A 12630-nucleotide genomic window follows, 5' to 3' on the forward strand; every position below is an offset into this window, starting at 1 on the left:
AATTTTATATCTGCAATCATGAAAAAGCCGGAGATCATCCGGCTTTTAATTACTGCTCATCCTGTGGATATTCATATTCATAGTCATAAAATCTCGGTTCTTTCTCATCACCGTCGCTGGTAATATCAACAGCGATATTGACCCCATCTTCCGTATAATATGTAAAATACACGACCAATCCGGCAGAAATACGACAAGGGCAATCAATTTCTGCGTCTCCGATATAATATGACACCCCTGTTTCTCTGGCTTCTATTACGCTAGGCGGCGCCTCTTCCCATCCTTCAGCGATCAGCATAGTCGGCCCTTCATTTGTTTCTATAACATAACCACAGGATTCTATCAAATCCTTCTCTGTCTCTTCTTCCGTCACATCTGCATTTATATCCGGATTCGGATTACGGCTTTCCTCAACTGCTTCTGCATTATCCTCCTGCACGTTCTCTTCCGCGGCTGCATTTGTGTCGGCGCCCTGCCCTGTCATATCTGCAGGTTTATTTATATCTGAATTTTCAACTTTCTTATCTTCCACAGTGTTTTTTGAATCTTTCTTAGGCTGAACTACTGTTTCCTTTTTTTTATTTGAATCACTTTCCGTCTCCGCGGTAACCGCAGCGGCATCCTTTTCCGTTTTCTCCTTTGTTCCACATCCCGCAAATAAAAGAGAAACAGAAATAGCCCATGCCCCTATCCATAATTTGTAACGTTTGTTCATTCTCACTTTATCCCTCCATAGTCTACACATATTTTAACGAAACCATGCTGAGTGTTTTTCCAGGATATGCAACTGTACTTTTTTATACTCTCTGCTTTATCTGGTTTTTTCAACATTTTATGTGTATTTTATTCTAGCATATGATATAATGAAATACGTTATTTTATGCGCAAACGTCTTGTTTTTTTACATAAACGTTCAGAAAGAGGAATTTGTATGCTGCCAATTTTTATTTGCGAAGACGAGCCTGCACTCCTAAAAAGTTATACTAATTACATTCAGGATTATCTTTCCTTTCATGAATATGAAATGAAAATTATCTGTTCAACAACCGACCCTGACGAGATATTAACCAGAGTGAGCAGCGGCAAACAAAAAGGAATTTATTTTTTAGATATAGCACTGGGCAACGGCAAAAGAAAAGAAGGTATATATCTGGGAGAAAAAATCAGACAATATGATCCTGACGGATATATTATCTATATCACCTCACATTCCGAATATAGTATGATGATATTGAGACACAGAATAGCTGCCACTGACTTTATACCTAAAGACAATTTTGAGGACTTAAAGAAAAATATAGCAGATTGCCTGCAGCTCATTCACGAAAGAGATACCCGCTCACTTGCCGAAGAAGAGACACTGGTATTAAAAACAAAAACAGAGAACATACATCTAAAGCAGTCAGATATCTATTATATAGAAATCGTGCCGGGGACCCGCAAAAGAGCCATACATACACAGTTCAGCATTTATGAGACAAGTGAGTCATTAAAACTGTTAAAATCCCGCCTGGGCAGTGACTTTATATATTGTCATAAATCCATCATAATCAATATAAAGCATGTACAGGCTCTGCAAAAAAAAGTTCGTAAAGTTGTATTTGATAATAATCTTACCTGTGACGTTGCCGTCCGCTTTCAAAAAGAAGTAGCTTTGGCTTTGGAAGCCGGAAAGTGACCAAGAATGTAAATCGGGAGGGCTTGTCATAGGATACCAAAATATTCCTTAAGCCTTTTTACCGCCTCCAGCACCACCTCCTCCGATGAAGCATAAGACAAACGCAAATACCCTTCCCCACAGGTACCAAATGCACGCCCGGGTGTTGTGATGACCTGTACTTTTTTCACGATATCACAATCAATCTAAAAATGAGCATAGCAAATATCCTATGGGAATTATCTGCTGTGCTCATTTTGGATTTAGTTAAAAACACTGCCAATCACGCCGGCCTATTGGGGCACTCATTGCGCAAAGCCTTTTACAATAAAATTTTCCAGTGTAAAACTAACATTTACGGAAAAACCAAATGATATCTTCTCCTCCTCAAAAGCAAAATTATACTTAACCACATATGGGGTCTCAATAAAAAACAAGGTCAATTCAAGTGATTCATGAAAATCAGCACGACAAATATACTCCTGCATGTGCATCTGCAGATCTTTTATAAATTTCACTTTACCGTTTGTATCATAGTCTAATGAAAATAATATCTTTTCTATACCGTTTCTATTTTTTATAATCACCTGATATACCCCGTCAAGAAACAGAAATTCTACATTTTCTATTCCCCACTTATTGTCATTAAATCTATATTTTCTCAAAGGAAACCAAACCTGCCCAGGAACCTTCACTCTAAAATTGTTATGATCCAGTAAACAAATTTTGCCGCTTTGATCTTCATATATCAAATGTTTGTAGATCAACGATAATAAATCTTCCATCTTTGAACACTGTGAAAATACGATTACCGCCAAATCATTTGCAGGGCACAACAGGCACAATTGACCGAAAGCACCATCCATTCGGCAGAACCCCTCTTTACCGATATGAAACTGAAATCCATATCCGGCGCCTCCGAAAAAACTGCTTTCCTGCTTAACTATCTGCTGTTCAGTGGCCATTTTGATATATTTCCTGGAAATCAGTTGTTTCCCGTTATATGCTCCATAATTTAGAAGCATTTGCGCAATCTTTACAAGCGAATCCGGATAAAGACTCAGTCCCATCCCTCCTGCGGTCAAGCCTTCAGGTGACTGTTCCCATTGGGCTTCAAAAATCCCCAATGGGTGAAAAAGATGTATATTCAGAAAATCTTCCAGTGACATTTTTGAGACTTTTGTAATTATTGCCGAAAGCATATGAGAACCATGGGTACAATATTTGTAATATGTTCCCGGCTCATGAGGAAATTCCTGATTTAGAAATGCTCTTACCCAATCATTTTGAATCACTAATTCTCTGTATGTATCATCATGAATGCCGCATGACATTGTGAGCAGATGACGTATCCTAATCTTTTTGAGATTTTTATGGGGCAGCAACGGTAATTCTTTATCAAAAAATCCCACAATAAAATCATCAAGATCCAGAAGTCCCATGTCACAGGCTATCCCCACTGCAAGCCCGGCAAAAGACTTTGTCATAGAGAAAAACAGCTTCAATGTGTCACGTTTATATGGTTCTATGATATATTCAGCAAGTATATTTTCTTTAGACGTACAAATCACATGTGAAATATTTGTATTTGTATTTTCTTTGCAGGCATTTATAAAATCAACAATCGGCACTTTCCCCACCTCTTTCTGTCCTTTCTATCCGTAAAGAGACAGAGACACCCACACCAGATGCCTCTGTCTTTTCCCCTTATAACATAATCCCAAAATACTTCTCCAAAATCCCAGCCACTTCCTCCTCCCCAATCTCTCTTTCCTGCACCACTGCCCCATTATCCACTTCTGTAAATATATTCCCCACAACTGACACGCTTCCATTTTCCGTCCTCTTATTCACATAAAGCCTCTGACGAAACACTGAATTCTCATTCTTGGAGCAGTACTCATTCATAGGAATATAATCTACTGCCTCCTGGGGCATAGTATAGAACTGCAGCATGGATTCCATCTCCCCGCTGCTCGTCCTTCTCTTCATGGTCCACCAGGGGACCACGTCCTTGTACATATAATACTTCTCTCCACGGATTTCCGCCTCTGCCCCATCCTGCACCGGTACCGCTCCCGGGGGCATAGGACCGCCATAGCCCACATCGCAGAAATACTTCATGCCATCCAATTCCACAAGGATTCCCCTGTGGAGTACCAGGGGCACGTAATTTTTATTCCTGGTTATCCGGCACATGCAGGAATAAGCATGGAATCCCAGGTCTTTTAGCAGGGCGGTAAACAGCGCATTCAGTTCAAAGCAGTAGCCGCCCCTGTTCTTAACCACCACTTTTTCGTAAATGGATGCAATATCCAACGGAATATCTTTTTTAAACATCCAGACATCCAGATTTTCAAAAGGCACATGAATCTGATGTCCATAGATCAAATCGTCCAGATATTCTTTCGTAAGCGCAGTCCTGCGCTTTCTGTAGATCCGTTCCAGATAGGCGTCCGCATCGGGAACAGACGCATACAGTGCTTCATACATAACCTTTCCTCCTTGGGCAGTACACATACCCATATGATACTTTCATTATATACAGTTATTTTTTTGTTTGTAAAGCAGAAAAAAACTTTCGTCATATTGATCACACCCTATACTACAAAAAGTAGGAATCTATTTTCCACAAATGGAACCCTGTGCGGATTTACGCAAATCATAACCTGTTATATACTTGTTTTATGAATTTATTACAGCATACCGGTATCTGAACAAAAAGTAGGAACGGACAAGTGCGCACTATGTCCAAAACGAAGGGAGAGATTCAGATGAGTAGTAAAACCAATCCTGACACAGAAAAACCCGGCAAAAAGGGACTGAGCAAGGCACTGAAGATGTTCTACGGCGTGGGTGACTGCGGCTTTACCCTGATGACCAATGTGGAGAGTTATTACTTTAACTTTTTCCTCACCAATTTGGCACAATTCGGACTTGCCACCGTCTCCTTTATAACTACCACCGCGAGTATCATTGATGCCCTCCTGTCCTGGATATACGGAGCCATCTTAAACAGTATCAAACCGAAAAAATGGGGCCGTTACCGTTCCTGGCTGATCCTTCTGCCATGGATGGTACCTTTTCTCTACGCGTTCCAGTTTTTAAAGATCGGTGACGGGCCTCTTTCCATAGCGATCATTATCATAGCTGCCGTTGTCAGCCATATTGTATGGAATTTCCCCTATGTAGCCAACGTATCCATGATCGCCGTAGCCGGAAAAACGCCGGACGACAGGGCACATCTGGCTTCCACCAGAGCTGCATGGGCTAACTTTTCAAAGGTTATCTTCTCCTATGTGGGACCGCCTCTGGCAGCTCTCTTCGCAGGCATGATCGGAGAGAAAAGCCAGTACGGAGCAACTGCATTTGTTCTGGGATGTATCATGGCAGTGCTCTATTTCACACACTTTAAAATGTTTGACGGCTACGAAGAAACAGAAGCCGCCGCAAGCAGCGCCTCAGCCAAAAAGGACACCACAAAAACAGGAGGCATGGATCTGGTCAAAGCTCTTTTACAGAATCCGCCCCTCCTCTCTTTACTGCTTGCTGACCTGGCCAAATGGATGTTTAACTTTGTCTGCTCCGGTGTAGCCATCTATTATTTTACATATGTGGCACAAGATTCCGGCCTGCTGGCAAGGTACATCCTGATCTCCAATATCCTGTGTGTCATTGGCTCCTACCTGGCAAAAAATATGGCGAAAAAGATTTCCACCAGATCGACTACCATCATCACCTTTTTCGCTATGGCGGTCATCCTGATCGCAGCCAACTTTACCTATGCCAACGTAACCCTGGTCATCATCCTTATGTCTGTGGCACAGTTCGGATACGGCATTGCATACGCATGTACCCCTGCCCTGTATGCGGATACCATCATCTACTCTGAGTGGAAAACAGGGAAAAACGCCACCGGATGGATCAGCGGCCTTCAAAATGTACCTCTGAAGGTGGGCGTCATGACAAGAGGTATTATCATCTCTGCCTGCCTTGCCTTCGCTGCCTTTGACCCGAGTATTGACGCTGCAATGGCATCCGTAGAGCTGAAAAAGGGAATCTGCATGGCCTTTATGATCATACCGGCACTGGCTCTCATCGTGGCAGCTGTACTTCTTCTCTTCGGCTTCCGTCTGACAAAAGAGAAAGTAGAACAGTATTCCGCAGAGATCGTCGCAAGAAATAACAATTGACAGGAGGGAATCAGGAAATGAAATTTAATGAAAAAGAATTAGAGATCACAGGTGAATACAACATGCCCGGAATCTACGGCGCACCGGACAGTATGGTACCTAAATACAACCGTCCCATCACCCCTAAAGAAAATATGCTCCGCATGCTGGACGGAAGGATGCCCCTTTGGGTCCCCAACCAGACCCTTGACAATAATGCCATTCAGCCCCTGGTCATGCCCGATGCAAAGGCCCGCAATTTCGGCGGTACGGACTGGTTTGGTATTGAATGGGAATATGAGCCTAATACAAAGGCTGCCATGGTAAAGCCCGGCACCCGCAGACTGTCTGATATTACAAAATGGCGGGAAGAACTGGAATTTCCCGATTTATCCGCCATAGACTGGAAGAAAGACTTTGAAGAAAACTACAAAGGACGGATTGCGGAGGACCGCTTTTCATACTTTGTCATTGTAAACGGTTTTTTTGAAAGAACGGCTGACCTTATCAGCTTTGAGGATGCCTTCTGCGCCCTCATTGAGGAGCCTGACGAACTTACTGCATTCTATGATAAACTGGCGGACTGGCATATAGAACTGATCAAGATTGCACATGAAGTATATCACGCGGATATGATCCTCTTCCACGATGACATGGGCACCCAGATCAGCACCTTCTTCTCGCCCTCCACCTATGAAGAACTGTTTGTCCCCCAGTACAAAAAAGTCACCAAAACAGCCCACGATATGGGAATGCACATCTGCCTTCACTCCTGCGGATGTATTAAAACACTGATGCCTCTCATTATCGAGGCAGGATTCGATGCCTGGGAGGGACAGGACAGTGCCAATGACAAAGCAGCTATCATGAAAGAATACGGAAAAGACCTGGCACAGTGCACTCTGTATATTATCCCCGCAGACATGAGCGATGAGGACGCTGTTGCGGATATACACAAAAAAGTAGACGAATTGGCTATGACAGGCCGCTTTGCCTGCCGTTTAAAAGATGAGAAGCCTGACCGTGCAGTAAATCTGGCCGATGAGCTGTACCGTTACAGCAGAATAAAATATGCCGAATTGGAGGAATCAAAATGCTGACACCGAAAGAAAACTTTCTGGAAACTATAAAAAAAGACGGAAAACCGGACCGTCTGGTCAACCAGTACCAGCCCTTTGTACCGATCATGAATGATCCTTTACAGAAATTCACCAGAGGAAACCGGGTAAGAGGCAAAACTTCTGTGGATAAGTGGGGGACTGAGATCCTCTTCCCCGAGGACGCCCCCGGTCCCATGCCACACGTTACAGAATCCAACAAAGTATGCCCGGATGTGACCGAATGGCAGAAATCCGTAAAGGTACCTGATCTGGTCGCAAACTGCAGCGACGGATGGGAGGATGCCCTTCAATCGGCGGCCCAAGTAGACCGCAGTGAAAAACTGGTGCTTGGCTTCATGGGAACCGGAATCTTTGAGCAGAGCCATTTTCTCATGGGCTTTGAGGATGCCCTTATGAATCTGCTGCTGGAACCGGAATCTATGAAAGAACTGGTGGATGCCATTGCAGAGTACCGTTTCCAGTATGCCAAACTGCTTGTTGATAATCTGCACCCGGATATCATCCTCTCACATGATGACTGGGGTTCCAAAACCAGCCTGTTCATGCAGCCTGACATCTGGAGAGGATTTTTCAAAGAGCATTACCGCCGTATCTACGGATATATGCACGACCACGGCGTTTTGGTCATGCACCATGCAGACTCTTTCCTGGAACCTATCGTTGAGGACATGGCAGAGATCGGTGTGGATGTATGGCAGGGAGTGCTGCCGGAAAATGACATATTAAAACTGCAGAAACAGCTTGACGGGCGTATGACCCTCATGGGAGGCATTGACGCTACCATAGACCGGGAAGATGCCACGGAAGAAGAGATCCGTGCAGATGTGCGCAGAGCCTGCAGTACCTATGGCCCGGGCGGACACTTCATCCCCTGTATGACTTACGGCCTTGCAGGTACTATTTATCCCAGAACAGACGAGATCATAGCCGATGAGATTGAAGCCTACAACAGAGAGAACAGTCCTGTCTGACCGGCGGACGGCGAAGCGTAAACGGGAAAGCTTTTCGTCTCCGCCTGACAAGGATGTTTTCTAATTTTAAGATTTGCCACAGGATATTTCGGTATCCTGTGGCTTTTCTGTTTTAGACCTGCCCTACAAAATTGAAGTACACGTCAATCTGCTGGGTGTAGTTCTTCTTTTTCCACGGCTCGCTTCGTTCATGCACCACGATTTTCTCAATGAACTCCCGCACGATTTCCGGCGTCAGTTCTTGAATCTCCGTGTACCGCTGTACCACCTTGAGAAAGCGGTCTGCATTCAGCATTCGCTCTTTCTCCGTGTTGATTTCCTGTTCCAGCATTTCACTGCGGATTGTCAGCTCCTGTTTTTCTTCTTCGTAACCGCCCGTCAGCGCCTTAAACTGAGTTTCCGAAAGGTTCGCCAACGCAAGCTGTTCAAAGGCGGCGCGGAACAGCTTTTCTAAATCCGCAAGCCGTTTCTGCGCCCTGTCCAATTCATTGACTTTGGCGGACAATTCCTTTTTGAGCTGGCTGCTGTGCTTGTCCATCGCCCGCCGGAGGAATTCCTCGGTGTGCTCCCGCGCTTCCTGCGTAACCCGCTGAATCTCCGCCAGCACGATCTCGTACAGTGCCATGACCTTGACGGTATGCGGGGTACAGTCCTCTTTATGTCCGTGGTAAGTACCGCAGGTATATGTATACTGGCTTTCGTTCCAACTTCCGCACCGGCAGAAGTAGTGCCGTTTTCCGCAGTCTGCACAGTAGACCATACCGGACAGCAGATCCATCTCGCCCATTTTATTTGGACGGCGTTTGCCCGCCCGTACCTTCTGCACAATCTCCCATGTTTCCATGTCGATCAGCGGCTCGTGGGTATGCTCAAAGCGGAGCTGCTTTTCCAGGGGATTCCGCTTTCTTTTCTTGCTCTTGAAGGATGGACTGTAACTGCGGCAGTTGATGGTGTTGCCGATGTACTCCTCCCGTTCCAAAATGTCTGCCACGGTAGAGCCACACCATTCATAGGGCTTATTCTCATTCAGATTGGTATGGCGGACGCCGTTGGTGCGAAACTCATAAACAGTGGGCGTCAGAATTTGGTCAGCCCTCAGTATCCGTGCAATTTTGTCAGGGCCAAGTCCGCTGGCGCACAGGGCAAAAATTCGCCGCACCACAGGCGCGGTGTCCTCATTGGGAATAATCTGCTTACGGCTTTTCGGGTTTTTTCGATAGCCGTAAGGCGCCTTTGTGCCGATGCGTTCCCCACGCCGTTCAGCGTGTCCACGTTGTCGTTGATGGCGATGTAACGGACATTGTAGCTTGCAAAGGTTTCTTCCAACAGGATACCCACCGTTGCAGGCTTTGCCTGCAAGCGGTTTGCGTGGGGAATGGCATTCCCCTATTCCTGCCTTAACTTCAAACCTTGCGGTTTGGCGTTCAGTCTCCTTCCGCAAGCGGCAGGGCAGACGCTTCATTCCCGTTGTAAAGCATCCAGTCGAATACCTCCCTTACTGTCTCGGCCTGCGGGCCTCCCAGTATTTCCGTCACCAGTTTCACTGGTTCCTCCTTTCCCTTGAACTACTCAATCTAACGGTTTATAAGAGCGTAAAAGTAAGTATAGGATTTCGTGTACTTGGTGTAATAGACAATCAGCTAAAGCTAAAAGTTATCATTTTCAATCCGATGAAAGAACGAAGATAGTTTTTTCTGGTTCGCTGTCAAACAGATACAATAATAGGTGGCATGGGCTTCTTCATCAAGAATAGGAATGATGACCCGGTTTAACGGTTTCCCCTCTCTTTCCATAACAACATCAGAGGTAAAGGATGGCAGCGCAGAAGCCTGCACCACTTCTTGGAATACCGAATAATCATCTTGCAGGAGAAAATGGGTTGCTTTCATTTTTTCCATGTGCATATGATGCCAAAAACCAATTTTGGAATGCAGTAGCATGGTTTCTCCGTCTAAATCTTTTAGATGAAGCCCCTTTTTCCCAGATAGCGCGTGGCCCGGTGGCAGAGAAAAAAAGAGTTGTTCTTCTCCATATTTTGTGCAATAGACATTCGGCTCATTTATCAGAGTGGGTGCTACGATTATGTGAAAGGTTCCATCCAGCAGCCCCTGCATCAATTTATCCGGCTCCTTTATCTCGGAGGAAATCGTCATTTCTGGATAAATGGTGTTCAGCATCGGGACGATGTTCCACAAGGGAGCAGGAGCGCAGGAACCGACTGCTATGGTGCGCTGGTTGCGATCAAGCGCACGAACACCGTTGACCATATCCTGAATTTGAGTTGTTATTTTTTGCGCGTACTGTACAGCCAACTCTCCATTGGAGTTTAATGCAATCTTATTCTTTTGCCGGTCAAATAGTGTTACCCCAAGATCATTCTCCAGTCTTTGCATGGAACGGCTGATGGCCGGTTGCGATAAGTGCAGTCTTTCAGCAGCTTTCGACAACGTGCCTTGTTCTGCTATGGAAATTAACTGTTCTAATTGCTGCGTGTCAATCATATCGTCCCTCCTTGCTTACGAAATAGGTATTTTATTTATTATACTTTATTTTATTTGACTTTTCAATATCCACTATGCGTTTAGAGCATAGCAGATAAAAGAATCGGCATTGTACTTTTTACGATGCCGCTTTTATAATAAATGTAAGAACACAGAGAATTAGGAGGGAATAACGTGCAGTATGTAACATTAAATGACGGTATTCAAATGCCGCTCATGGGCTATGGTGTTTTTCAAATTACAGATGCTTTGCAGTGTGAACAGTGCGTTAAGGACGCGCTTGAGGTGGGATACCGCCTGATTGATACAGCGGCGGCATACCAAAACGAAGAAGCGGTGGGGGCGGCAATTTATTCCTCCGGCATTTCGAGAGAGGATTTGTTTATCACAACAAAGCTCTGGATTCAGGATGCCGGGTATGAAAGTACGTTGAAAGCCTTCGATGCTTCTTTGCAGAAGCTGGGGCTGGATTATTTGGATTTATACCTCATCCACCAACCCTTTGGCGATTACTACGGCGCATGGCGGGCAATGGGAAAATTGCAGAAAGACGGCTTGATTCGCGCCATTGGCGTCTGCAATTTTTCGCCGGATCGTCTGATTGACCTGTGCATGAACAGCGAAACCACACCCGCCGTCAATCAAATCGAAATTCATCCTTTCTATCAGCAGAACGATGCCTTAAAGATTATGGATGAGTTTGGAGTCAAACCGCAGGCGTGGGGGCCACTTTCGGAAGGGCAAAAGAATATTTTTAATAACAAGCTGCTGAAATCCATTGCCGCAAAACATGAAAGGACAGTGGCGCAAGTAATCCTGCGCTGGCACATTCAGAGAGGCGTGATTATTATCCCCAAAACGGTTCACAAAGAACGCATGGTGGAAAACATGAATATTTGGGATTTTGAACTGACCGAGCCGGAAATGCAGTCGATTGCCACAATGGATATTGGTCACAGCGAAATCATTGACCACCACTGCTGGTGTACGGCCACGCAGCTCAACGGATTAAAAATCCACGAATGATAAGGAGGTTTATCAAATGAGAAACAATTATCTTTCAAGATTTCAAACAACTGATCCTGAATTTTATCAGTTGTTTGAAGCCTTTGCCGAACATGAGGCCGTAAAGGAACCGGAGGTTATACTTGACGAAAAAAAGCGCTGTTTGGCAATTTTAGCTACCCTTCTTGGTTGTCAGGGAATTGACCTGTACAAAGATGTACTGCGTGAAGCCTTAAAGCAGGATGTTTCGCCGGTTGAAGTGAAAGAAACCGTATACCAAGCGGTTGCCTACTTGGGAATTGGCCGAGTATACCCTTTCCTGAAAGCGACAAATGATGTTCTTACAGATATGGGAATTGCCCTCCCGACCGCAGGGCAGGCCACTACCACACCTGAAACAAGGCTTGAGCAAGGGAGTCAGGCACAGGCTGATATTTTCGGATCGGATTGGAAAGATTTCTATAAATCCGGTCCGGTGGAAACCCGTCATATGAACCGCTGGCTGGCTGCGAATTGCTTTGGCGATTATTATACGAGGAACGGTTTGGACAAAAAACTGCGGGAAATGATTACCTTTTGTTTTTTGTCCGCACAGGGTACGGAGCCACAGCTAAAGGGGCATATCAACGGAAATTTTTCAGTCGGAAACGACAAGGCGTTTTTGATTGCCGTAGCGTCACAGTGTATGCCCTATATCGGTTATCCGAGGACACTCAATACTTTGCGCTGCATCAATGAGGTTGTAAAGGAAAACGAAGAAAACGCAGGAGGTGCAAAATGAATCGTCTGGAAGATATAAAAAGCGAAAGCCCGTTTCCGGTAGGAGAAGAAAACACGACGTTCGCAAAGTGTTTTATCGGGAAAAGCTACCTAAGTTATTTGTCAGAGCAGCAGATCGGGATTGCCAATGTCACCTTTGAGCCGGGATGCCGGAATCATTGGCATATCCATCATGGCGGCGGACAGATCCTGCTGTGTACTGCGGGACGGGGCTATTATCAGGCATGGGGACAGGAAGCAAGAGAACTTCATCCCGGAGATGTCGTCAATATTCCGCCGGAGGAAAAGCATTGGCATGGGGCAGCCCCCGACAGTTGGTTTTCTCATATTGCAATATCCGTTCCAGCAGAAAATGTAGGCTGTGAATGGCTGGAGCCTGTAACGGACGAATACGTTGTCTTAAAATAATCTAAATCAGGAGGA

The 12630-nt window shown here is 45.1% G+C and carries 12 protein-coding genes; 7 read left to right on the top strand and 5 right to left on the bottom strand.

The genetic code is table 11. The annotated features are described in order from the left end of the window. Positions 1–49: 49 nt before the first annotated feature. Positions 50–721: a hypothetical protein gene (locus tag CI595_RS00630; protein ID WP_147737678.1), complete on the bottom strand. Its 672-nt coding sequence runs from the start codon at positions 719–721 to the stop codon at positions 50–52. 210 nt (positions 722–931) lie between these two features. Here CI595_RS00630 and CI595_RS00635 point away from each other — a divergent pair, with 210 nt between their 5' ends. Beyond that, a complete protein-coding gene (locus CI595_RS00635) occupies positions 932–1678 on the top strand; it encodes a LytR/AlgR family response regulator transcription factor (protein ID WP_162291775.1) in 747 nt (248 codons plus the stop codon). 284 nt (positions 1679–1962) lie between these two features. Here CI595_RS00635 and CI595_RS00640 read toward each other — a convergent pair whose 3' ends face one another. Further along, a complete protein-coding gene (locus CI595_RS00640; protein WP_095170690.1) occupies positions 1963–3288 on the bottom strand; it encodes a serine hydrolase domain-containing protein in 1326 nt (441 codons plus the stop codon). A gap of 76 nt (positions 3289–3364) precedes the next feature. After that, entirely contained in the window at positions 3365–4150 is a 786-nt protein-coding gene (locus CI595_RS00645) for an arylamine N-acetyltransferase family protein (protein WP_162291776.1), read from the bottom strand. Positions 4151–4431: 281 nt separating this feature from the next. On the opposite strand from CI595_RS00645, the gene CI595_RS00650 reads away from it, so the two are divergent. From CI595_RS00650 to CI595_RS00660, 3 genes are read left to right on the top strand one after another with little or no spacing between them, the layout of a single operon-like run. Next, positions 4432–5850 (top strand): MFS transporter, encoded by a 1419-nt coding sequence (locus tag CI595_RS00650; RefSeq protein WP_095170695.1) that lies wholly within the window; start codon positions 4432–4434, stop codon positions 5848–5850. A 17-nt stretch (positions 5851–5867) separates the two neighbouring features. After that, positions 5868–6929 carry a uroporphyrinogen decarboxylase family protein gene (locus tag CI595_RS00655; RefSeq protein ID WP_095170697.1) on the top strand — a complete coding sequence of 354 codons (1062 nt, stop codon included), beginning with the start codon at positions 5868–5870 and terminating at the stop codon, positions 6927–6929. Then, complete coding sequence (locus tag CI595_RS00660; RefSeq protein ID WP_095170699.1) at positions 6923–7921, top strand: uroporphyrinogen decarboxylase family protein; 999 nt, start codon at positions 6923–6925, stop codon at positions 7919–7921. Before CI595_RS00655 ends, CI595_RS00660 begins: the two co-directional genes overlap by 7 nt. 112 nt (positions 7922–8033) lie before the next feature. On the opposite strand, the gene CI595_RS00665 is transcribed toward CI595_RS00660, so the two are convergent. Then, positions 8034–9083, bottom strand: a complete 1050-nt coding sequence (locus tag CI595_RS00665; protein ID WP_243135071.1) for a DUF4368 domain-containing protein — start codon at positions 9081–9083, stop codon at positions 8034–8036. A gap of 484 nt (positions 9084–9567) precedes the next feature. Then, a complete protein-coding gene (locus CI595_RS00670; protein ID WP_095170701.1) occupies positions 9568–10422 on the bottom strand; it encodes a LysR family transcriptional regulator in 855 nt (284 codons plus the stop codon). A gap of 174 nt (positions 10423–10596) precedes the next feature. Here CI595_RS00670 and CI595_RS00675 point away from each other — a divergent pair, with 174 nt between their 5' ends. Genes CI595_RS00675 through CI595_RS00685 form a run of 3 tightly spaced genes read left to right on the top strand, consistent with a single transcriptional unit; the run spans position 10597 to position 12615 of the window. Further along, positions 10597–11448 (top strand): aldo/keto reductase, encoded by an 852-nt coding sequence (locus CI595_RS00675; RefSeq protein WP_095170702.1) that lies wholly within the window; start codon positions 10597–10599, stop codon positions 11446–11448. A gap of 16 nt (positions 11449–11464) precedes the next feature. Further along, complete coding sequence (locus CI595_RS00680) at positions 11465–12208, top strand: carboxymuconolactone decarboxylase family protein (protein WP_095170703.1); 744 nt, start codon at positions 11465–11467, stop codon at positions 12206–12208. After that, positions 12205–12615 (top strand): cupin domain-containing protein, encoded by a 411-nt coding sequence (locus CI595_RS00685; protein WP_095170706.1) that lies wholly within the window; start codon positions 12205–12207, stop codon positions 12613–12615. The genes CI595_RS00680 and CI595_RS00685 overlap by 4 nt, the downstream gene beginning before the upstream one ends. The last annotated feature ends 15 nt before the right edge of the window (positions 12616–12630 follow it).

It is taken from the genome of Blautia hominis, assembly GCA_002270465.1.
GTDB lineage: Bacteria > Bacillota > Clostridia > Lachnospirales > Lachnospiraceae > Blautia > Blautia hominis.